General features: G+C 46.3%; 15 protein-coding genes and 1 pseudogene. All 16 read left to right on the top strand.

The annotated features are described in order from the left end of the window. The first annotated feature begins 24 nt into the window (after positions 1-24). Positions 25-3,582 carry a chromosome segregation protein SMC gene (smc, locus tag ACOV1R_RS04310; RefSeq protein WP_217203113.1) on the top strand — a complete coding sequence of 1,186 codons (3,558 nt, stop codon included), beginning with the start codon at positions 25-27 and terminating at the stop codon, positions 3,580-3,582. A gap of 18 nt (positions 3,583-3,600) precedes the next feature. Beyond that, positions 3,601-5,139, top strand: a complete 1,539-nt coding sequence (gene ftsY, locus ACOV1R_RS04305) for a signal recognition particle-docking protein FtsY (protein WP_003645146.1) — start codon at positions 3,601-3,603, stop codon at positions 5,137-5,139. A gap of 177 nt (positions 5,140-5,316) precedes the next feature. Further along, a complete protein-coding gene (locus ACOV1R_RS04300; protein ID WP_003640380.1) occupies positions 5,317-5,664 on the top strand; it encodes a putative DNA-binding protein in 348 nt (115 codons plus the stop codon). Between the two features lie 22 nt (positions 5,665-5,686). Next, complete coding sequence (gene ffh / locus ACOV1R_RS04295; protein ID WP_003640381.1) at positions 5,687-7,141, top strand: signal recognition particle protein; 1,455 nt, start codon at positions 5,687-5,689, stop codon at positions 7,139-7,141. A gap of 96 nt (positions 7,142-7,237) precedes the next feature. After that, positions 7,238-7,510: a 30S ribosomal protein S16 gene (rpsP, locus tag ACOV1R_RS04290; protein ID WP_003638633.1), complete on the top strand. Its 273-nt coding sequence runs from the start codon at positions 7,238-7,240 to the stop codon at positions 7,508-7,510. A 17-nt stretch (positions 7,511-7,527) separates the two neighbouring features. Continuing rightward, positions 7,528-7,785 carry a KH domain-containing protein gene (locus ACOV1R_RS04285; RefSeq protein ID WP_003640382.1) on the top strand — a complete coding sequence of 86 codons (258 nt, stop codon included), beginning with the start codon at positions 7,528-7,530 and terminating at the stop codon, positions 7,783-7,785. Between the two features lie 160 nt (positions 7,786-7,945). Further along, complete coding sequence (gene rimM / locus ACOV1R_RS04280; RefSeq protein WP_003645145.1) at positions 7,946-8,470, top strand: ribosome maturation factor RimM; 525 nt, start codon at positions 7,946-7,948, stop codon at positions 8,468-8,470. Further along, on the top strand, positions 8,470-9,210 hold the full coding sequence (trmD, locus tag ACOV1R_RS04275) for a tRNA (guanosine(37)-N1)-methyltransferase TrmD (RefSeq protein WP_003640384.1): 741 nt from the start codon (positions 8,470-8,472) through the stop codon (positions 9,208-9,210). Before rimM ends, trmD begins: the two co-directional genes overlap by 1 nt. 157 nt (positions 9,211-9,367) lie before the next feature. Next, entirely contained in the window at positions 9,368-9,724 is a 357-nt protein-coding gene (gene rplS / locus ACOV1R_RS04270; RefSeq protein ID WP_003640385.1) for a 50S ribosomal protein L19, read from the top strand. Positions 9,725-10,159: 435 nt separating this feature from the next. Continuing rightward, positions 10,160-10,480: a hypothetical protein gene (locus ACOV1R_RS04265; RefSeq protein ID WP_003645144.1), complete on the top strand. Its 321-nt coding sequence runs from the start codon at positions 10,160-10,162 to the stop codon at positions 10,478-10,480. 627 nt (positions 10,481-11,107) lie between these two features. Next, positions 11,108-17,764, top strand: coding sequence for a mucin-binding protein (locus ACOV1R_RS04260; protein ID WP_424743353.1), 6,657 nt, complete (start codon positions 11,108-11,110; stop codon positions 17,762-17,764). A 21-nt stretch (positions 17,765-17,785) separates the two neighbouring features. After that, positions 17,786-18,256: an alcohol dehydrogenase gene (locus ACOV1R_RS04255; protein ID WP_003645142.1), complete on the top strand. Its 471-nt coding sequence runs from the start codon at positions 17,786-17,788 to the stop codon at positions 18,254-18,256. 496 nt (positions 18,257-18,752) lie between these two features. Beyond that, positions 18,753-19,517 carry an ABC transporter ATP-binding protein gene (locus ACOV1R_RS04250; protein ID WP_003640390.1) on the top strand — a complete coding sequence of 255 codons (765 nt, stop codon included), beginning with the start codon at positions 18,753-18,755 and terminating at the stop codon, positions 19,515-19,517. Next, complete coding sequence (locus tag ACOV1R_RS04245; RefSeq protein ID WP_016511669.1) at positions 19,510-21,105, top strand: hypothetical protein; 1,596 nt, start codon at positions 19,510-19,512, stop codon at positions 21,103-21,105. Before ACOV1R_RS04250 ends, ACOV1R_RS04245 begins: the two co-directional genes overlap by 8 nt. 472 nt (positions 21,106-21,577) lie before the next feature. Beyond that, complete coding sequence (locus tag ACOV1R_RS04240; protein ID WP_054519031.1) at positions 21,578-23,014, top strand: anthranilate synthase component I family protein; 1,437 nt, start codon at positions 21,578-21,580, stop codon at positions 23,012-23,014. Then, positions 22,998-23,572, top strand: a pseudogene (locus tag ACOV1R_RS04235) (anthranilate synthase component II). The gene ACOV1R_RS04240 and the pseudogene ACOV1R_RS04235 overlap by 17 nt, the downstream one beginning before the upstream one ends. The last annotated feature ends 2 nt before the right edge of the window (positions 23,573-23,574 follow it).

Raw genomic sequence — 23,574 nt, 5'->3', positions numbered from 1 at the left:
ATAATTACAGGAAGTTTGTGTCGAATGCAACTTAAATCATTAGAAATCAGCGGATTTAAATCATTTGCTGATAAAACCAAAATTGATTTTCAAGCCGGAATGACGGGAATTGTCGGCCCAAACGGTAGTGGTAAGAGTAACATTATTGAAGCTATTCGCTGGGTCCTCGGAGAACAGGCCGTCAAAAGTTTACGCGGCACTAAGATGACCGACGTCATTTTTGCCGGCTCGGCTAATCGAAAACCGTTGAATATGGCTAAAGTCACGATCACGTTTGATAACAGTGACCACTTTTTACCTTTGGATTACGCAGAAGTTAGTATTACGCGGAAACTCTTTCGTAACGGTGACAGCGATTATTTAATTAATAATCAGAGTTGCCGGTTGAAAGATATTACGAATTTGATGATTGATACTGGTCTGGGAAAAGACTCATTTTCAGTGATTTCTCAAGGTCGTGTTGAGGCGGTCTTTAATGCGAAACCAGAAGAGCGCCGCAGCATTATCGAAGATGTCGCTGGGGTCTTAAAGTACAAAAAGGATAAGTTCACGACGGAGAATAAATTAGCGGAAACGACGGATTATTTAGACCGCGTGAACGATATCATTGCTGAATTGAATCAGCAAAAGGGGCCGTTGGAAGAACAAGCGAGTCTTGCCCGGGATTATCAAGATCAAAAACAAAAATTTGATTATTTGGACCGTTCGCGGCTCGTTAAGAAGTTGACGATTGCTCGTGATCAACTGCAAGGTGTCAATGAAAAGTTAGCTAGTGCCAAGGCGTTAGTGGCTAAGTATCAGCAACAAGTTGATGCTGGGGCAACCAAGCTAGCTAATTTAAAAACCCAGCAGACAGCTCAATTAAAGCAAAAAGATGAGCTGGTAGCACAAAATCTTGAGCTGATTAAGACCATCGAAAACACGCAAGGACAACAAGGGGTTGACGCTGAACGGCGGCAAAACCAACAGTCTGAGCAGGAACGGCTGACGGCCAGTTTGACCGCAACTGAGCAACAGATTGCGACGCAAACCGAGCAACAAACCCAATTAGAACAAACATTATCTGAGCAGCAAGCCCAAGTTAAGGCAGTCAAAGCGCAAGTTGCCGAGTTAACGACGGCAACGAGTGCGGCCGGCCGTCAGCAGTTGGCTGATGAGCTGGAAAAATTACGCAATGCTTATATTGATGAAAAACAAGTTCAGGCTGAACTGAATAACGAAGCGAAGAACCTCGTTAAGCAACATCAACAGTCTGGCAGTCAGAGCACAGCGTTAGCAGAACGGCTAGCTCAGGCTCAGGCTAACTTGAAACGGGTGCAGACGACCGTGGACGTGCACAATCGTGAGCAACGTGATTTAGAAAATCAAGTCAGTCAGCAGCAGGCCACGCTAACAGCCCAACAAGCCCAAGTAAAAACGAATGCAGAGCGGATCGACGAGCAACAGCAACGTTGGTTAGACGCGGCTGGCTTGATGCAGCGTGAAAAGTCACGGCTAGAGGCGTTGCAAGCTGTTCAGGAACGCTATACGAACTTTTATGCGGGCGTTCGAATGGTCTTACAACATCGCCAACAGTTTAGTGGCGTTGCCGGGGCCGTTTCAGAACTCCTGACCGTTCCTGATCAGTATACTAAGGCGGTCGAAGTTGCACTGGGCGGACAGTTGCAAAATGTTGTTTGTGACACACAACAGACGGCTAAAACTGTTGTTAATTTCTTAAAACAAAATCACGCCGGTCGGGCAACCTTTTTGCCTATCGAGCGGATCACGGCTCGTCAACTTCCCGTTAACACTGAGCGCGATTTATCACAACAACCTGGTGTGTTGGGCGTGGCTAGCGAGTTGGTCGATTGTGAATCACGATTGACGGCAATCAAACGTTACTTGTTAGGAACAACGGCGATTGTGGACACGCTAGACCACGCGATGGCAATTTCACGGAGCAGACGTTTTCGGTGCAAATTGGTAACCATTGATGGTGAAACGATTGCGGCCAGTGGGGCCATCACCGGTGGTGCGACTCGCCATGATGATAATGGGCTACTCCAACAGCAACAATCCGCGGAAAAAATTGCAGCTAACGTTGCCCAGATGCAGTCTGAATTAGTAACCTATGAACAAGGGCTAGCAGACCTTAAAAAAGCTAACCAAGACTTGACGGTTCAGGTTGAAACGACCCGCCAACAACTAAGTGAACTTAAGGATCGCCTTAGTCAGACACAGGCCCAGTTACAGGCGGCACAGAGCGAGCAAACGCAGCTAAGTCGTCAAGTTAAGGCTTTAACTTATGAGCAGCAACAGACGCAAGCTGATGATAGCTATGAAGACTTAGTGGCTCGTAATCAGCAAGCGCAAGCGGCTAATGCGGCTAAGCTTAAAGACTATCAGGACCAAATGAAAACAGTCCAACAACAGCAAACGGATTACGAAAGTTATCAACAGACTCAAACGACGAAATTACAAGCCCAGCGTGAACAACTGATCACGTTGCAGGAACACGTGAAACAAACGCAACGACAATTAGAACAATGTCAGGCGACCTTGGCGCAAAATGAAGAGACGAAAAAGCAAATTCAAGCGGATTTAGCAGCAATTAAAACAACGTTAGCGAGCCAGCAAATGTCGGTCGCAGAACGCGATACGGTCTTGAAAACAGCTAAGGCTAAACAGGCTGCGGTTGAAGAACAACGGAAAACGTGTGAACAACAGCTAGCAACGCTTAATGATCAGGTTGAAGAATTATCGACCCAGCAAGTTCGGTTGCAACAACTCGCAGCGGCCGCAACGGATGATTACCGTCGCTTGGAATTAAGCCAAACAAAATTGACTGGCGAAGTCGACCACGCCACGGCTGATCTGGCTGAAAAGTACCAGTTGACAGTTGCCGCGGCACAAGCTGACGTCAGTGACTTAGCGTTACCTGCGATTACGGAACAGTTGAAACTGCTTAAACGAGGCTTGGATGAGATTGGAACGGTAAACCTCGGCGCAATTGACGAATTCGAGCGGGTCAAGGAACGCTTTGACTTTCTCAATAACCAAGCTTCCGATTTAACTGAAGCCAAGGAACACTTACTGCAAACAATGGCTGATTTGGATACGACCGTTGCCACCCGCTTTAAAACGGCATTTGATCAAGTCGCTAGCGAATTTAGTACGATTTTTGAACAGATGTTTGGCGGCGGTAAGGCTGAATTGATCTTGACCGACCCAGAACATTTATTGACCAGTGGGGTTGATATCATGGCCCAGCCACCGGGCAAAAAATTTCAGCGATTAAGTTTACTTTCTGGTGGGGAACGGGCGTTAACGGCTATTACGTTATTATTTGCCATTTTAGCAGTGCGCCCCGTGCCATTCAGTATCTTAGATGAAGCCGAAGCTGCGTTAGACGATGCCAACGTGGATCGGTTCAGTCAGTATTTGAATGATTTTCAAACGGGAACGCAGTTTGTGATCATTACTCATCGAAAAGGAACAATGATGCACGCTGACGTACTTTATGGGGTAACCATGGAAGAGTCAGGTGTCTCCAAGATGGTCTCAGTCTCCTTGGCAGATTTAAAAGATGAACAAAAATAATTAAAGGAAGTGTTGAAGATGGGACTATTTAGTCGGTTAAAAAAAGCGTTTAGTTTACCAGAATCAGATGACGCTCAAACAACGTCAGCTGCCAGTGAAGCACCTGCAACGACGAGTCAAGCTAACGCACCGGTCAGTGACGACCGGGCCCCTTCGTCACAACAGTTAGCTCGCTCGGAGGGCGCAACAACTGAATCAACTGCGACACCGGTGTCCAGTACAGCCGTAAGCGAAGCGACAAGCACTGCGGACGAACCAGCGACAGTAAAATCGGCAGCTACTAGTGAAGCCCCGGCCGATAGCACGGCGGCAGTGAGTGCACAGTCTGGTTCACAAGCACCAATGCAATCGGCGACGGTGTCGGAAGCGCCACTCACAGCCAGTGCAATGGTTGCCCAGTCACTAGCTGCATTAAGTGCGAGTGCGGCACAAGTTAGTCAAGCGGCCGCGAGCGACGTGGCGTTAGCGACTAAGTCTGATGCGGTAGTTGAAGGCAACGCTATGTCAGAATCAGTAGCTAGTACGGCGCCAGCAGTCAAGTCATCAGCGCCAACAGCGACTGAATCCGCCGCACCGACTGTTAATGCGGCGGCTGATTCGGAATCGGCTGAGCCGGAGCCAACTGAGGCAGAACGTTATGATGAAGGACTGAAAAAGTCGCGGAAAACGTTTGGTGATCGTATCAATGCCTTCTTGGCTAATTTCCGCCATGTCGACGAAGCGTTCTTCGATGATTTGGAAGATACGCTGATCGAATCTGATGTGGGTTATGAGACCGCGATGCGAATTAGTGACGAGCTACGTGACGAAGTTAAATTAAAGAACGCGAAGAGCAAGAAAGAAATTTCAAGCGTCATCGTCGAAAAGCTCGTTGATATGTACGGTGAAGCTGGTGAAGGCGAGGATAACTCGATTCACATGGCTAAGAGTGGTCCAACCGTTATTTTATTTGTCGGGGTCAATGGTGCTGGTAAGACCACTACAATCGGTAAGATGGCGAACATGTACAAGCAGCAAGGCAAGAAGGTCTTGTTGGCGGCTTGTGATACGTTTAGAGCTGGTGCAATCCAGCAGTTGCAAGTCTGGGGGCAACGAGACGGGGTTGACGTGGTCGCTAAGGCCGAAAAAAGTGATCCAGCGGCCGTTTGCTTTGACGCGGTTAAGAAGGCTAAGGCCGAAGATTATGACGTGCTCTTTGTGGACACTGCTGGTCGGCTTCAAAACAAAGTCAACTTGATGAATGAATTGGAAAAGATCAAGCGGGTCATCACCCGTGAAATCCCTGATGCACCACACGAGGTCTTACTGGTGCTGGATGCCACGACTGGGCAAAACGCGCTGAACCAAGCCAAGTTGTTTAAACAGTCGACGGATGTCAGTGGGATTGTGTTAACTAAACTTGATGGTACGGCACGTGGTGGGATCGTCTTAGCTATTCGTAATGAATTGCATCTTGCTGTAAAGTACGTTGGTTTAGGTGAAAAGGTGACTGATTTACGACCATTCAATGCCAATGACTTTGTCTACGGGTTATTTAAAGATATTATCACGGGTTAAATCAGTTGATGATGGTCTTAAATTGAAAGCCAGTTAACGAAATGGTAATTGTTCTCAGCACGAGGACGATTACCATTTATTTTTACCACAAATAGCGACTGATAGTTGACGAATGGCGATAAAATCGGTACTCTTATTTAGTGTGTAGTCTGTATGATAAGCGTGAGGAGTCCCCACATGGAAATTGAAAAAAATTATCGAATCAATTCGTTATTCGAGTTTTATGAACCGTTATTAACGAATAAGCAAAAAGCCTATATTCAACTGTACTACGCTGATGACTATTCCTTAGGCGAGATTGCAGCAGAGTTCTCAGTTTCGCGCCAGGCCGTCTATGATAACATCAAGCGGACCGAAAAGATTTTAGAAGGTTATGAGGCTAAGCTGCATCTCTACCACGACTTTGTGGAACGTAATCACGAAGTTGACGCGATCTCTGACTATATTAAGCAAAATTACCATGGGGATACCCAGTTAATTAAGATGATTCAACAACTAGTCAACTTGGAAGCTGACTCAGAATAATAATAAAGGTTAGGTGACACTAATGGCATTTGAAGGCCTAACGGAACGTTTACAAAAAGCAATGACCAATTTACGGCGCAAGGGGAAGATTTCGGAAAGTGATCTTCGAGCAACCATGCGTGAAATTCGGTTAGCATTACTTGAAGCCGACGTTAACTTTACGGTGGTCAAGGATTTTGTTAAAACGGTTCGCGAACGTGCGCTCGGCGCAAAGGTGCTGGAAGGTTTAAATCCAGCCCAACAAATCGTTAAAATCGTTGATGAAGAATTAACGAAAACAATGGGTGAAAAGGCAGTTCCACTGAACAAATCGCCGAAGATTCCAACGGTCATCATGATGGCTGGGCTCCAAGGGGCCGGGAAAACGACGACGGTCGGAAAATTAGCCCTCAAATTAAAGAACGAACAGGATGCCCGACCATTAATGATTGCGGCCGACGTTTACCGGCCAGCCGCGATTGAACAATTGCAACAAGTTGGTCGCCAAATCGACGTTCCAGTCTTCCAACTAGGAACCGATGTCGATCCCGTTGAGATTGTGCGTCAAGGGATGGCACAGGCACAAGAAAACCACAATGATTACGTGTTTATTGATACGGCTGGTCGGTTACAAATCGATGAGCAGTTGATGAACGAGTTGGCCAATATTAAAGATCTCGTTCATCCTGACGAAATTTTGTTAGTGATCGATGCGATGACTGGTCAAAACGCCGTTAATACGGCGGAGGGCTTTAACGATAAGCTGGATGTGACCGGGGTCGTCTTGACGAAGTTAGATGGTGATACTCGTGGTGGGGCTGCACTATCAATTCGGGCCGTCACTGGTAAGCCAATCAAGTTTGTCGGTCAAGGCGAAAAGATGACTGATCTTGATGTCTTCCATCCAGACCGGATGGCGGATCGGATTCTTGGTATGGGTGATATGCTGACGCTGATTGAAAAGGCGCAACAGCAATATGACGAAAAACAAGCCGAAGAAATGAACCTGAAGATTCAGGAAAACACTTTTGACTTCAATGACTTTATCGACCAATTAGACCAAGTTGACAAGATGGGGAACATGGAAGATATCATGAAGATGATTCCCGGCATGGCTAACAATCCAGCGATGAAAAATATCAACATGGACCCGAAAGACATTGCCCATATCCGGGCAATCGTTTATTCGATGACCAATGCCGAAAAAGCAGATCCGGATTTGTTGAACCCATCTCGGCGTCGACGGATTGCGGCTGGTTCCGGGCGGCCAATTCATGAAGTCAACCGGATGATCAAGCAATTCAACCAGACCAAAAAGATGATGAATCAAATGTCCAAAGGGAACTTTGCTGGTATGGAAGGTCTCATGGGTGGTGCCAATGGCGGTGGCGGTATCGGTGGTAAGATGCAACAAATGGCCATGAAGCGAATGGTTCGTCAAACTAAGAAGAAAAAACAAAAGCGCTTAGCCAAAGCAATGCGGCGTCGCAAACGCTAATTTATAAGTTTTTTTAGCCTGTCAAGAAAAAGTCCTTTACAAGCTATTGATTTACTGGTATATTATTACCTGTTAAAGAATTCGGGAGGTGTTTAAATGTCAGTCAAGATTCGTCTAAAGCGGATGGGTTCTAAGAAAAATCCATTTTACCGGATTGTTGTCGCAGATTCACGTTCACCACGTGATGGTCGTTTTATCGCCCAAGTCGGCACATACAACCCACTTACAGAACCAGCCCAAGTTAAACTTGAAGAGGAAGATATCCTCGGTTGGTTGAACAATGGTGCCCAACCTTCAGATACGGTTAAGAATATCTTATCTAAGGCCGGTATCATGAAGAAGTACCACGAAGCTAAGTTCACTAAATAATAAAGCGGTAATAGATCATGGCAGATATTAAAGCTTTAATCACCACGGTTGTCACCCCGTTAGTTCAATATCCAGACGATATTAAAGTTGATTTTAAGGAAACCACGCGTTATCTTGAATACAACTTAACGGTTAATCCCGAAGATATCGGCCGGGTCATTGGTCGGCAGGGACGGGTTGCTTCGGCAATTCGGACAATTGTGTATAGTGTCCGAGTTTCAGGACCTAAACGTGTCCGGCTTACGATCGAAGACGGACAACAAAAAAACTCTTGAGCGAAGCAGTGATGTTTTGTTTAAGAGTTTTTTTATATCTTGTTCCGGTTTTTGAGGACGAGTCAAAGTATCTCGATGACCGTCGTTGAGTAGATTAGTTGTAACATGTTGATGACATTTAAAACGAATAACAATCAAGCTAATTAAGAGGAGGAAGCTAATGGATTACTATCGTGTTGGCACCCTAGTTAACACCCACGGCATTCGTGGTGAAGTGAAAGTCGTTGTCGTGACTGATTTTCCAGAAGAACGCTTTAAAGTAGGGCAACAATTGAATTTATTTAAAACCCCAGATGAAACGACTGGCGGGATTACTGTCAAAATCGCGAAGGCCCGTGAGCAAAAGGGGCTGTACTTTCTTACCTTTGAAGGGCTCGATAACATCAATGATGTGGAGCGCTATAAGGGGTGGACGATCAAAGTTCCTGCTGAAGCATTACATGCCTTACCAGCGGGTGAGTACTACTATCACCAGATTGTCGGCCTACAAGTTGTGACGACCGCTGACGAGCCTTTAGGGACTATTAAAGAGATTCTGTCACCTGGTGCGAATGATGTTTGGGTGGTCAAACGGGATCATGGTCAGTCTGACGTCTTACTACCTAAGATTCCCCAGGTCATTAAAGATGTTGACTTGGATGCGGGCGTGGTGACTGTTGAACTAATGGAAGGGTTGATTGATTAATGCAAATCGATATTTTAAGCCTGTTTCCAGAGATGTTTGCGGGGCCGCTTCATGAGTCGATGATTGGCAATGCCATTGAAAATGACGTCATCAATGTTGATGTCACTAATTTTCGGGATTTTACGACCGACAAGCATAACCATGTGGATGATTATCCGTATGGTGGTGGTGCGGGCATGTTACTCCAACCACAACCAATTTTTGATGCTTTGGCCAGCGTTCAGGAAAAACACCCGGCACCCGGTCGCGTGATCTTATTGGATCCGGCGGGAGTCCAGTTCAATCAACACGTTGCTGAAGACTTTGCTCAGGAAGAACACTTGACCTTTATTTGCGGCCACTATGAGGGTTATGATGAGCGGATTCGGTCATTAGTCACCGATGAAGTCTCGCTCGGTGATTACGTTTTAACTGGTGGTGAACTGGGTGCAATGGTCATGATTGATGCGACGGTGCGGCTCTTACCAGGTGTGCTTGGTAATTCGGAATCGGCTCCGGGGGATTCTTTTTCGAGCGGTCTCCTGGAATACCCACAATATACGCGTCCTGCTGATTTTCGTGGTATGAAGGTACCAGATATCTTACTGAGTGGTGATCATGGAAAAATTGATGATTGGCGCTTAGAACAGGCGCTGAAACGGACCTATGAACGGCGCCCGGACATGTTGACGGGGCTATCATTGTCAGGAAAAGCTAAACAGATGTTAGCAGATATCAAGGCGGATGAGTCGGAAGTGTAGGCTATGCCGTTAATTAGGACAAGTTAGTCGTGAAGAGTTCAAAAAAACTTGCGTGCCCACCCTCGAATATGGTATTCTATTTATTGGCTATTGTGCCCATTAACGATGTTCCGCTGACCAGGTTGTCACGAATGTCGGCGAAAGGAAGAAATACATTATGCGTCAAAACCAATTGATCGAAAAGATCACCAATGAACAACTTCGTACGGACATCCCTGATTTCCGTGCTGGAGATACAGTTCGTGTTCATGCACGAGTTGTTGAAGGTACTCGCGAACGGATCCAATTATTTGAAGGTGTTGTTATCAAGCGCCATGGTTCCGGTATCAGCGAAACTTATACTGTTCGTAAGATCAGTAACGGTGTTGGTGTGGAACGGACATTCCCATTACACACACCACGCGTTGCCGCAATTGATGTCGTTCGTCAAGGTCGTGTACGTCGTGCCAAGTTATACTACTTACGTAACTTACATGGTAAGGCTGCTCGGATCCCAGAACGTCGTCGTGGCTAAATCACAACGTCAACAATCATCGGTTGCAGCTTAGGCTGAGCTGATGATGGAAAGCTAGTTAATCATTTTTAATGATTAACTAGCTTTTTTTATTGGCGAAGTTAGTGACACGCTCAATCGTCAAATCATCGACCAATTTAGGTCGGTTCACAATGTGAGCATGCTGTGCTTGGATTTATAATTTAACAATCTTACGAGATAGCTCGTAATTCCTAATTTGAAGTATTATGATAGTAATACGAGTACGCGATGCTTCTTGGGATGCGTCAATTAGCTGAATATGAATCACTTGATATCAGACTAAACTGATTTATTTGAACAGGGTTGTCGCGTACCTGACGTGTATAACTAGTGCTAAGCTGGCGGCCGGGTTAACTAAACGGGAGATTGCTCAAAGCGAGCACGATAAAATAAAAGAGAGTTAGGTGAAAGCCGATGTTTGGATGTACGGGGAAACATCAGGTCGATGAACAGGCGTTATTGAGTCAGTTAGTTGACTTCGTTCTCGACACTAGTCTTACCGACCGTGAACGTAAAATCGGGTTGATGGCCAAAGCCGATTTGGAGCATCATCGCTATTCAATTGCTGTGTTAAATAAATTAGTGGTTAGTTTTCAAATGGAGGCGCTACGCAACAAGGGCCTTTCGAAGGCTGCTTCAAACTTTTATGATCAGATTTATCCAATATTAGTCGCGGCCAAACCAATGGGAACGAATTTAGGCTATATTGGGATGCATAGTACCTATTTAGATTAGGGTGTGTCAGTGATGAAGTTACTAGCGAAACCAGACCGTCTTCAGACGGCTGACGATGGTTTTTGAACGTAAGAGGCTGGCGTTCATCGGAAGTGTGTTGGTAACAGCTTAAATGAGAACATCGTGCGCATGTCCGTGCCCCTTTGAATGAAACCTATTCAGAGGGGCTTTTTGGTGTGGAAAAACAGTTCATGATCTGCGCGTCTTAACAATATTAGGTGATATGGTTGGCGGGCGATAAAAATTGTTTGGTGCTGCTAAATAGCTGGTAAACGATTTTGGCCGTAGAACAAATGCTATACATTGTTTGATAAGTACCGAACTGGGATGTGGATGAGCCAGATTCAAAATAAGTGTGTCAATATGTTGGTTATATCAGTATTTTAATGCAGTGTTATAGCGTGAACTGATACTACAATTAAATAATCTCAAAAATAATTTCGTCTATTTTTTGTTATGCACTTGTTATTTCAACTTATTTGAACGCATACTAATGATTGAAGGGGTCAATTAGGTGATAGTTTGATGATTAACACAATCGTTTCGGCACGGTACGAAACGCACCAAATATTACTCAGCTAAATAACTTGATTGCTCCAGGTACGGTTGAACTTTGGAGGCAGAATTATGCGGAATCGTTTAAATAAGTTGGGATTGGAAAGTAAGTCTCACTATAAGCTTTATAAATCGGGGCGGCGCTGGGTGGCTGCTAGTATCACAGTATTTTCAGTTGGCATCGGTTTGACTTTTAGCCAAGTTGAACAAGTGAAAGCCGCAACGGGTACGGGGGTTGACACGGCCGACAATAGCGCTAGCGTTAGTTCCGACATGGCAGAACCGAGCAATGCCGTCGTACTAAAATCAGCTAGTACGGCGACAGTTACTAAGACCGCGACTCAGGATGCAAAAGCTGCTACTGATGTAACGGCCGCGACTCAGGATACTAAAGCGACTACTGATTCAACTGGGGCAACATCAGCTTCCAGTAATCGTCAGTCGACAGCAGCTACGAAGCCAGCTGCCGAAGTCGGTACTGCTTCAAGTCGCGCTGACTCAAGTGCTAGCATATCAAGTACTGATGGCGCAAGTGCTAGTGCACCAAGTGTCACCAGTAAATCTACTGACACGGAAGCCACATCAGCATCCGTAACTAAAACGGCTACTACGAGTGCTGACACAGATGTGCTAAACACTGAGACGACAAGTTCATCAGTGGCAAATGATCTCACTGATGCTACGACAGCTAGCCAAACGCGTACGGAAACTGGGAAAACAGCCAGCATACCTACTGCTGAAGCACCGACCATTACGACTGCAGTGACAAGTCGGGCACTCCCATTGACGGGTGCGCTAGCGAGCAGGTCAGCAAACACGCCGGTCACTAAGTCTACAGTACAGGCGGTTTCAGCTATCACCAGTGAAGCTGAAACGAAGCCGACCGTATCGTTAGTAACTACGGGGACCGTGTCGATGGACTATGGCGAGGCGTCGCTGGCGGATCTAGAATCTCATATTAGTTCTCCAGATGAGACGCCGGCTAACGACGTCGCCTACTACATTCAAGATGCAGCGGGCAATTACTTAGAAGATGTAAACGGCAACAAGGTCAATTTGCTATATGCACTTTTTCTGGACTCTGCTGATGTCAATGATTACGTTGATGTTGTGTATACGGATGAACATGGGCAGGTCACGAAATATTCCGGAGATACGGACTTTTCAACGCTCGACCAAATTGGTAGTTACTCAGTGACGATCAATGCAGCGGGTAAAGCTGGGATGAGCCGGGTTATGCAAGACTATAATGCTTACGATACCTCGACCAGTGATTTGGATGACTTTGTCCCAACCTTTTCGACTGGGGCCTCCGATTATACCTTTACAATTAACATTGTCCCTGTAAAAATCACAGCCACCACTGGTAAGAATGGGCTAATTATACTTCGGCCTTCACAGTTGTATACGGGATCATTGACAATGTTGCCGGTAGTCACCGTTAAAAATGCAACAAAGCAAAATATCCTTCAAATTAGTAACGGCGAAATCGGCGATGCTAAACCAGGCGTAGCCGGCAAGGTCGGTCAACGTGTTTTAACGTTGGCAGATTTTACTTATACGTATCAAGGCACCGAAACTAACTTGACCGGTGCGGACACTGGCAAATATGCAATCACCCTTAATGACGCTGGTCGGAAGGCAGTTCAAGCTGCGCTGGGGTCGAATTATATTCTGGATGATGCGGCAGTTTTCACCACGATTGGTGCGGTGCAGGCTGCTGGTCTCAGGTTAACGATAGCCAATGATACAGTGACCTATAATGGCAAGCCTCAGGGGACATCCGTAGCTGTAACGACTGGAACCGTGTATGATCACTTTGATTTTACTACGACGACTGACACGAACGTCGGTACCTATGACAACCTGACATACGCGTTAGCGGATCCCACGCAAGCGGCGATTTTGGTTAAAAACTATACCGTTACCACGACGGATGGGACGTTGGTGATCACGCCAGCAGATCTGACAGTCACGGTCAAGGATGATAATGCAGTTTATGACGGCCGAGCACATGGCACGACTGCAACTGTTACTAGCGGGACCAATTATGATCAGTTAGCATTTACCGCAGTTGCAGCAGATGGCAGTGGTGCGACGACTTATACTACGGTCGGCACTTATGCAATGACTGGGACTACGGCAGCCGATACCAGTAATTATAAAATTTCGTATGTCAATGGAACGCTGACAATTGATCCAGCCAAAGCAACAATTACGATTCCCAACAAGATTTATTGGTCGGATGGGACGCAAAAGAATTTGGCGGCGGTGGTTACTGGGACAGTTAATGGTGAGACCTTAAAGTATCGTGTGACCAACGGCATGAGTGCGGTTGGAACTAAGACAATTACGGCCACTCCTGATGCTGATGATTCGGTGAATAAAAACTATACCATTTCAGTCATTCCTGGCACCTTGACAATTGGTGATATTGCGGTTAAGTACCTCTACGAACATGTAGATGCTAATGGTGAGACTCAGGTAGATGCTTCGGAAACTGGTACGGCGACACATGCTACGGACGCAACGGCCACGGACTATTTGACCTACACGACGGCAGCCAAACCCAAGACGGGCTATGTGTTAGCACCCAATACTGGACTAGCCTATAATGGCACGTTAACTGATCAGGGCGGTACCGTGACGTATCGTTATTTGGCCAAGACTGAAACGGCGATCGTAACGTATTTTGACCAAACTGATAACAAGGTTATTAAGACGGAACCCTTACAAGGAGCGTACGGGACAACGGATGCGTATCGGACGGCTGATACGATTGCCGCGTATGAGAATGCGGGCTACGACCTGGTCGATGATGACTATCCAACAGCCGGGGTGGTCTATGATCAGGACGGCAGTGTTCAAGAGTACCAGGTTACACTTGTTCATAAATTTGTAACACGCACGCCAGATAATCCGGGTACGCCAGGTGAGCCGGTCGACCCCGATAATCCAAACGGACCCACATATCCAGTGGGGACTGACTTTGAGGATTTAACTGAGCAAGTCAGTCAAACCATTCAGTATTTATACAAGGATGGTCGCACTGCTAAACCGAACAATGTTCAAGCGGTTAATTTTAGTCGTAACGTCACGGTGGATGAAGTTAATGGCACAGTCGTCTACACGGATTGGTTGACTGATGATGGGACCATGACTGGTCGTTTTGAGGCCGTTGATTCACCTTCGATTACTGGTTATACGGCTGACCCAACCAGTGTTGCGGGTCGTGATACGGTGAGTGGGACGGATCTCAGTCCAGATGTACAAGTTTATTATCAGGCTAATCCTGAAAAAGCCACGGTGACCTATGAAGATACGACAACGGGAGCGGTGCTGACGACAGATCCGGTAACTGGTGATTATCAGACCGTCTCGAATTATCGGACAGCAGATCGAATCGCTCAGTACCTTAATATGGGCTATGAACTGGTCAGTGATGATTATCCAACATCCGGTGCTGTGTTTGATAAAGACGGAAGTACTCAGGCTTATACTGTCAAATTGCAACATAAACTCCTGCCGCTCACCCCAGAGAACCCGGGTACGCCAGGCGAGCCGATCGACCCCGATAATCCAAACGGACCCACATATCCAGCGGGTACGGCTGTGCAAGACTTGATTAAGCAGGTTGGTCAAACCATTCACTATCAGTATCAGGATAAAAGTACTGCTGCCGACGCTAATACGCAAACAATCACTTTCAAGCGCAGCGTGACGGTCGATGAGGTTAACAATAAGCTAACTTATACCGATTGGTTGACTGGTACGGCAACGACTGGTCATTACATGCCAGTCGATTCACCGGAAATTAAGGGCTATGTTGCTGATTCAACGCGTATTGCGGGTAATGACGAGGTGCACAATGCGGATGCTGACACGAACATCGTGGTCACGTATCAGGCTAAGCCAGAGAACGCCACGGTCACGTATGTAGACGTCACTACGGGTAAAACGCTCGCTATAAAAAGCTTGACTGGTGACTATCAGACTACGTCCAGTTACCGGACGGCTGAAACGATTGCGAGCTATGTCAAGAATGGCTATCAACTCGTACGTGATAACTATCCCACTTCAGGGGCGGTGTTCGACGTCGATAATTTTGCCAAAACTTATACCGTGACACTGAAGCATAAGTTAGCCACGGTTACACCAGAGAATCCGGGTACGCCGGGCCAACCAATTGATCCGGACAATCCAGACGGACCGAAATATCCAGTAGGAACGACCGCTCAAGATCTGACGAAACAAGTTAGTCAAACGATTAAGTATCGGTATCAAAATGGGGCTTCGGCTGGCACTGACAGCGTTCAACTGATTACGTTTAATCGGGATGCCACGATTGATGAAGTTGAGTCTACCGTAGTTTATACTGATTGGCTGGATGGGACTTCAGCTACTGGTCGTTATACCACCGTGACGTCACCCGTCATTACTGGCTATACGGCTGATAAAACACAGGTTGCTGGTCGTGATTCAGTTGCTAATACAGATTCAGACACACAGGTGGTCGTCACCTATGCGGCAAAACCTGAAAAAGCAACGGTCACTTATGTGGATGTCACGACGGGTAAAACGCTCGTTACGGCCAATTTGACTGGTGACTATCGGACACAATCCAATTATCGGACCGCTGAAACCATTGCAGGTTATGTTAAAAACGGTTATGAACTGGTACGTGATAATTATCCCGTATCGGGGATGCTGTTCGATGTCGATGATTTTGCTAAAACTTATACCGTGACACTGAAGCATAAGTTAGTTACGGTTACACCAGGGAATCCGGGTACGCCGGGCCAACCAATTGATCCAGACAATCCAGACGGACCGAAGTATCCAGTAGGAACGACCGCCCAAGATCTGACGAAACAAGTTAGTCAAACGATTAAGTATCGGTATCAAAATGGGGCTTCGGCTGGCACTGACAGCGTTCAACTGATTACGTTTAATCGGGATGCCACGATTGATGAAGTTGAGTCTACCGTAGTTTATACTGATTGGCTGGATGGGACTTCAGCTACTGGTCGTTATACCACCGTGACGTCACCCGTCATTACTGGCTATACGGCTGATAAAACACAGGTTGCTGGTCGTGATTCAGTTGCTAATACAGATTCAGACACACAGGTGGTCGTCACCTATGCGGCAAAACCTGAAAAAGCAACGGTCACTTATGTGGATGTCACGACGGGTAAAACGCTCGTTACGGCCAATTTGACTGGTGACTATCGGACACAATCCAATTATCGGACCGCTGAAACCATTGCAGGTTATGTTAAAAACGGTTATGAACTGGTACGTGATAATTATCCCGTATCGGGGATGCTGTTCGATGTCGATGATTTTGCTAAAACTTATACCGTGACACTGAAGCATAAGTTAGTTACGGTTACACCAGGGAATCCGGGTACGCCGGGCCAACCAATTGATCCAGACAATCCAGACGGACCGAAGTATCCAGTAGGAACGACCGCCCAAGATCTGACGAAACAAGTTAGTCAAACGATTAAGTATCGGTATCAAAATGGGGCTTCGGCTGGCACTGACAGCGTTCAACTGATTACGTTTAATCGGGATGCCACGATTGATGAAGTTGAGCCTACCGTAGTTTATACTGATTGGCTGGATGGGACTTCAGCTACTGGTCGTTATACCACCGTGACGTCACCCGTTATTATTGGCTATACGGCTGACCGGGCGCGGGTCACGGGAAACGATGCAGTAACTAGTGCGGCGCAACCGACCAACATTATTGTGACGTATGCGATTAACGCAGAAAAGGCGACGGTCACCTATGTTGATGTCACCACGGATAAAACGCTCGCGACCGTCAGTTTGACTGGCGATTATCAGACATCATCCGATTACCGCACGGCTAACACAATTGCTGATTACAGTAATCAGGGCTACGTGCTTGTCCGCGATAGCTATCCAGTTTCAGGAGCTATTTTCAATGATGATGGTGTCGTTCACAGCTATCTGGTTCAGCTTGCACATGTGACAACTGCGACAACCGAGACCAAGACAATCACGCAAACCGTACATTATCAGAGTACGACTGGCACGCAGTTGCACGATGATACGGTCAGAGCGATGACATTCACTCGTACTAAACGGGTTGATCAGGTCACCGGGGACGTAACGTATAGCAATTGGTCGACTAATCAGGCGGATCACACTTTTGAGCGCGTCGCGGCGTTCAGTATTCCGGGCTATCATGCGGTGGTAACGGGTACTCAGGCAGTCATGGTTACGCCAGCTAGCGTGGATGATGTTCAAACGATTCGTTACGTTACCGATAGGCCTTCAACCGGTGAGACACCAAAAACACCGGTGAAGACGGTGACAGTTAATAAGTCGGATAAAATTAAGACGACTGACACGCCAGATAAAGTCGCAACGGTCAAGACGCCGGATAAGGCTCAGACCGTCGCAACAACAACTGCTAAACAAGCTAGCGTCAAGCGGTCAGTGGATCTCAAACAAGCACAGGCTGTTGAACAGCCTGCTCAGACACGACCAGCCAATGTAAAAACGGTTAAACTGGCGAAGACGACTAAATCCGTTAAGCCAACCGCGGCTCATCAATCAGCCACCCACAAACAAGCGACTTTACCGCAAACCAATGATAATCGGCAAGCTAGTGTTGCGGCGGAACTACTTGGTTTGACCGCAGCAACCTTACTAGTTGGTGTGAGTGCAATTTTGAAGAAACGTCATAATTAGCCGTTAAATGGAGGCGTTAATATGACTACTTTAATCGATATCACGGGTCAGAAGTTTGGCCGCTTAACAGTCATTAGACGTTGTGGAACTGCCAAAAATGGCAATGCCCTCTGGTTGTGTCAGTGTCGCTGTGGCAATCAGACCAAAGCTGATTCGTACGCGTTGCGGCATGGGCGAGCAAGAAGCTGTGGGTGTTTGACACGAGAAAGTCGGTCGCAGTTAATTCGACGTAATCCCAAAACGGCTGCCAGTATGGGGCGGTTAAGCAATCTGAAAATTCATGATCATCACACTGATTTACCGTCAAAGATTATGTCTAAGCGTAATAAGAGTGGTGTCATCGGTGTCAGCTGGGATAGCAATACTCAAAAATGGGTGGCGACATTTTTCTACAAGGGGCGCTACCTGTTACACAAGCCGTTTCAGCATTTTGAGGACGCTGTTCTTGCCCGCCAGGCGATGGAAAGCCGTTATTTAAATAACAAAGTGTAAATTAAAGTTCTTCCTTGATAGGGCCTGATGCCTTGTCAGAGAAGAACTTTTTTGCGTTACAGCAACGGTACCAGCTTCTTAATTGGACTTAGTGGAGTTCTTTCAGAATTGTAAGTAACAAAAAGGCCTAACATGGGAATGCCAGCGGATAAATTGTGCTTGATTTATGGAGATGAAAATTCCTAAATGATTTGCTTGTATATGACAATTATTAAAAATAAGACGGTCCCTGATCGAACTAGAATCATAAGTATCTTGGGGGCAGGTGATTTAACGGTTCTTGGTTGCAATATGTTTTTTAATCAACAGTCTGATGAAACTTGCCCTAGAAGTTGAGGTTAACTGATGCTTCTGGATCGGTGAAATCGTTAGTTTCGTGATGGAACTAGTCATTGGCGACAGAAGCGTTAATCAATGAGCAACGTACCGCTCCGGTTTCGAATTTTCGGACGATTCCGGTATAATAAACGTAACTGATGACTAGGGGGATAATCACATGATTGAAATTCACGAATTAACGAAGCGTTATGGGGATAAGACAGCATTGAATCAGCTTACTTTAACCATCGCATCAGGACAAATCTTCGGTTTGTTGGGCCACAACGGGGCGGGGAAATCAACGACGATCAAAAATTTAGTCAGTATCATTAAACCGACGAGTGGCACGGTTACGGTCGATGGCTTAGACCTTGAACAGCAACGACAAGCCGTCAAAGAAAAGATCTCTTACGTACCGGACACACCCGATATTTTTCTTCAACTTTCGGCGATGGAATATTGGGACTTGATAGCTGCCGCTTACCAGCAATCAGAGGAAGCCGTTCAGCAACGGCGACAGCAGCTGGTGTCACTGTTCGATATGACTGAACACGTTGACGAACCCATGGCTAGTTATTCACACGGGATGCGGCAAAAAGCCATTTTGATTGGGGCGTTGCTTCCCGATCCAGATATTTGGATTTTAGACGAGCCGCTGCAAGGGTTAGACCCCCAAGCTGCTTTTGATTTAAAAAATTTGATGAAGGCCCATGCTGCCAAAGGCAAGACGGTCATTTTTTCCACCCACAATCTGGATACGGCGCAGCAGTTATGTGACCGATTGGCAATTTTGAAGCAGGGGCAATTGATTTATACCGGTTCGGTTGAACAATTACTAGCTCAACATCCGCAACAATCACTTGAGGCGATATATTTACAAATGGCCGGGCGGTTGACGGATGATCACCTTGTCGATGCGCTGGAGGGTGAGCATGATGCATAAAAGTCAGTTACGTGTTTTGTTGGCTGTTAATCTCAGGTTGTTGAATCCGCAACTAACGGATCGGCTACGTAAAAAGGGCGCTTCGGGGCCAGCCTTGAGTAAGAAGCTAATGCGGCAATTTTACTTGAATGCCTTGATGTTTCTTGGCATTTATGGCTTGACGATGTTGGCCTTTGATTTTAGCAAGTTGCCAGGCATGTTTACGTTCTATGTGGCGTTATTTATCTTATTGGGAGTTTCACAGAGTATCTCCGGTATTTATAACGTCTTTTTTGCCGGCAATGATCTTGTTGAATACTTACCGTTACCTTTCCGCAATCAAGAAATTTTTATGAGTAAGATTTTGGTCGTGATATTCAACACGGTACCCTTTACCATTCCGTTACTTTTAATTTTTATCATGACCGCAACACGGGCCGGAATCTTTGTGGTGTTAGGTGTGCTGATGGCCGTCTTGATGTATGGCCTAATACTGAGTCTGTTACTATGCTTGTGCGCCCTAATAGTTTTTGGCTTAACCAAGCTAACCGTGTTTCGCGCCCATCAAAAAATGGTGATGAACGTCATGTTAGGCCTTAACGCTGTCTTAGTGCTAGTCGGGCTCTACTTCATGAATCGCGGCTCATCATCTGACACCGGAACGCAGGTTGACCGCGCAGCATTACCCCTATTGATACCGATTTTTAAAGTTTTCACGACGCCGTTGACAATGACGAGTTTGCTAACCTGGGCGAGTTTAATTGTCATCTCGCTGATTTTGTTCGCACTGACAGGACGGTTTGTTTTGACCCACTTAGCGGAACAGCTTACGCAAGTCAACTCAGTGTTAGTGGCAACACCACCGCGTCGACATTCACGACAACATAACCGCAATAAAATTTTGCGTACCTACCAGTTTCAGTTACTGAAAGAACCCAGTTTAGCCTTACAATTATTCACAGATTCAATCCTGCTGCCATTGATTTTAGTCGGGACCGTTTTCTTTTCGGGGACCGCTCCTAATTTTAGCCGGCTATCGCTGAACTGGCTCGGTGTCTGGTTTGTCAGTGGGATGGCCGGTGCGATCGTCAATGTTAATCAAACCTCATTAGTCGGTAATCTCATTTCACTTGATAAAATGAACTTTGACTTTGTGCGTGCACTGCCAATCCCAATGTCCCGTTACTTACGACAAAAGTTTTACTTGGGTTATTGGTTCCAGGTCATGATTAATGGCGTGATGGTTCTAGTGGTGGGTATCGCTGGGCGAGCACCATTAGCCCTAGATTTGGCTCTAATATTGGGCGCTGCTTGGGGGACGTACCTAGCTGCCCAACATTACTTTAAGCGTGATTATCAGCTACGGCTGACGAATTGGACTAATGTGACCCAATTGTTTAATCGGGGCGGCGGTAATCTTGGTTTGATGCTTAACTTGTTGGCCTGCAGTATTGTGGGTGTGCTGACAATTGTGATCTATAGTGTGCTGATTCAGCTGTTCGCGGCGGCAGCTATGCTGATTAATATCATTGTATTAGTTGGCGTCGGAATTATTTCTGCTGGTTTGGTCTGGCATTACTACAAGACTTTTTGGCAGCAACTTGACTAATAAGTGTTAATTTCACAGTCACATAATATTAAATTAAGATAAAAGTGTTGACAAATTGCTCATTGAGTTTTAATGTTAATGACAACTTAATATTCGTCCATGAAACCGATGAAGTGGAGATCAAGATAATGATGCCCGTAAAGAGAGTCGCCGTTGCTGAGAGTGCGATCGAACGCAAATTATTAAATGGACCACTGAGGGCGCGACTAACGAACAGTTTTGTTCTACTACCTCGCGACGATAGGGAGTCGTCAATTCCCGGGAATGTGTTTGCATTTCGCTAAGCTGGGACCCAAGTCTAACCTGAATGGGGTAATTTGGTGTCCAACCAAGGTGGTACCGCGGAAAAATCCGTCCTTGACTGTCATTAGTCATGGACGGATTTTTTTGATAGGGGGCAGTTCAATGCAGCAACGATGGCAATTAACCACAACTCAAGTAAAACTATCTTATTAATGAGGAGTGGTTCAATATGAATCCAACATTACCAACCTTGATTCCTTATCAGGATCATTATCCCTACGTACCAGTGATGGTCAAACGACCACTCGTCACATTTGACCCCATTGCGGTTGCTAAAATTATCCACCAGATGGGGAACGGTTTCGCGCTGACGATTGATCGGCACCAACGATATAGCTATTTTAGTTTTAAACCACAGCGAAGTCTCACGGATCGGCAACTAGCCAAGCACCAACGACCAGCTAATGAGACACTCCAAGCCATTCTAAACCAATATCGAACACCACGAATTCATGGATTACCACCATTTACGGGGGGCTTGATAGGATACTTCGGCTATGAGTATGTTCAACAATTTGTACCCAAGTTGCATTTGAAATCACCAGCAACCGCAGATCTCGATGACTTAGGTTTATTCTTAGTTACGAGTGTGCTCGTCTATGATCATCGACATCATGAGCTTGGGTTGACACAGCTGATTCCAACTGCGGATTTAGCGGCAACTTACGCCGTGACTCAAACGGCTCTAACGCAACAGTTAGCCGCCATTATTGAACAATTGCAGCAACCAATAGCTTTGCCACCATTTGACTTGCAGCAACCATTACACATGCAAGTGGACCAAGCGACCTATGCGCGTCAGGTTGACCGAATTCGCCAACACATCTACGCTGGTGATATTTTCCAAATGATATATGCTAATCCATGTTTGGGGACCATGAGCGGGTCATTGCTGGCAGTTTATCAGCAACTTCAAAAAACAGCGGCCCCGTATACCTGTTATTTTAAACAGGCTAATTTCGAAATGACGGTGGCCTCACCAGAAACGTTAGTAACGAAGGATGGGGAACAAGTCGCGACGTATCCATTGGCCGGGACGAGACGCCGTGGTCGAACACCTGCCGAGGATCGGCAGTTGGCTCATGAATTACAAACCAGCCCTAAAGAGATTGCCGAGCACAATATGTTAGTTGATTTGGGACGTAACGATTTAGGACAAGTTGCAAAGTTTAAAAGTGTCCGGGTGACTAATTTACGGCGATTAATTCGTTATTCGCAAGTCATGCACTTAGGGTCTCGAGTGGCCGCAGAAGTGGCGCCGACTACTACAGCACTCCAAGTGCTTGCCGCTACTTTTCCAGCTGGGACGTTAGCTGGCGCGCCTAAGATTGAAGCAATGACCCTGATTAATCATTATGAGCAGGTGCCGCGGGGTGTTTATGGTGGTTGCTTTGGTTACTTGGATTGTAACGGTAATTTGGACATGGCGATTGGCATCCGGCTGGCCTACCGGATAAATGAACGGTTGGTGATTCCAGCGGGTGCGGGCATTGTTGCTGACAGTATCGGCGCTCAAGAATTTAAGGAGTGCCAGAATAAACAACGAGTGATCGTTAATGCAGTACAAGACGCGAAAGGACGAGTTAAAGATGGAATTATTAATTGATAACTATGACAGCTTTACTTATAACTTGTATCAACTAATTGGTCGTCTGACGCCCGATGTACGGGTCATTAAAAATGACGATTTGACGGTTGCTGCAATCAAGGCATTACAACCTGACCATATCATTTTATCACCAGGGCCGGGGACGCCAGCCCACACGGGAGTTAGTCCACAAGTCGTGCAACAATTAGCTGGTCAGGTCCCCATATTGGGGATTTGTATGGGATTAGAAGTGATGGTCACCGCTTTTGGCGGTTCGCTGCAAGGCGCCCAGCATTTAGTTCACGGGCAAGCCACGTTAATGCACGTGCAGCCGTCATCACTATTTAAAGATTGTCCGATGCAGTTCATGGCAGCGCGCTACACTCGTTGGTAGCTGATGCGGGCCGTTTGCCCGTTAACTTTCGAATCATTGGGACAAGCGATGATCAGGAAATCATGGCAGTGGAAGATGTGGGCCGTCAGCTGTACGGCGTTCAATTTCATCCAGAATCAATCATGACGCCAGCCGCCGTTGGTGAGCAACTGATCCGTAATTTTTTAGCACTTAAACATTAAGC

This window comes from Lactiplantibacillus sp. YT640 (genome assembly GCF_049745435.1).
Classification (GTDB): Bacteria; Bacillota; Bacilli; order Lactobacillales; family Lactobacillaceae; genus Lactiplantibacillus; species Lactiplantibacillus plantarum.
This window is presented reverse-complemented; position numbering and strand designations above follow the sequence as displayed.

Bases quoted from the DNA above. Each gene is read 5' to 3' on its own strand.
- smc (WP_217203113.1), top strand. From the start codon at position 25: ATGCAACTTAAATCATTAGAAATCAGCGGATTTAAATCATTTGCTGAT.
- ftsY (WP_003645146.1), top strand. From the start codon at position 3,601: ATGGGACTATTTAGTCGGTTAAAAAAAGCGTTTAGTTTACCAGAATCA.
- ACOV1R_RS04300 (WP_003640380.1), top strand. From the start codon at position 5,317: ATGGAAATTGAAAAAAATTATCGAATCAATTCGTTATTCGAGTTTTAT.
- ffh (WP_003640381.1), top strand. From the start codon at position 5,687: ATGGCATTTGAAGGCCTAACGGAACGTTTACAAAAAGCAATGACCAAT.
- rpsP (WP_003638633.1), top strand. From the start codon at position 7,238: ATGTCAGTCAAGATTCGTCTAAAGCGGATGGGTTCTAAGAAAAATCCA.
- ACOV1R_RS04285 (WP_003640382.1), top strand. From the start codon at position 7,528: ATGGCAGATATTAAAGCTTTAATCACCACGGTTGTCACCCCGTTAGTT.
- rimM (WP_003645145.1), top strand. From the start codon at position 7,946: ATGGATTACTATCGTGTTGGCACCCTAGTTAACACCCACGGCATTCGT.
- trmD (WP_003640384.1), top strand. From the start codon at position 8,470: ATGCAAATCGATATTTTAAGCCTGTTTCCAGAGATGTTTGCGGGGCCG.
- rplS (WP_003640385.1), top strand. From the start codon at position 9,368: ATGCGTCAAAACCAATTGATCGAAAAGATCACCAATGAACAACTTCGT.
- ACOV1R_RS04265 (WP_003645144.1), top strand. From the start codon at position 10,160: ATGTTTGGATGTACGGGGAAACATCAGGTCGATGAACAGGCGTTATTG.
- ACOV1R_RS04260 (WP_424743353.1), top strand. From the start codon at position 11,108: ATGCGGAATCGTTTAAATAAGTTGGGATTGGAAAGTAAGTCTCACTAT.
- ACOV1R_RS04255 (WP_003645142.1), top strand. From the start codon at position 17,786: ATGACTACTTTAATCGATATCACGGGTCAGAAGTTTGGCCGCTTAACA.
- ACOV1R_RS04250 (WP_003640390.1), top strand. From the start codon at position 18,753: ATGATTGAAATTCACGAATTAACGAAGCGTTATGGGGATAAGACAGCA.
- ACOV1R_RS04245 (WP_016511669.1), top strand. From the start codon at position 19,510: ATGCATAAAAGTCAGTTACGTGTTTTGTTGGCTGTTAATCTCAGGTTG.
- ACOV1R_RS04240 (WP_054519031.1), top strand. From the start codon at position 21,578: ATGAATCCAACATTACCAACCTTGATTCCTTATCAGGATCATTATCCC.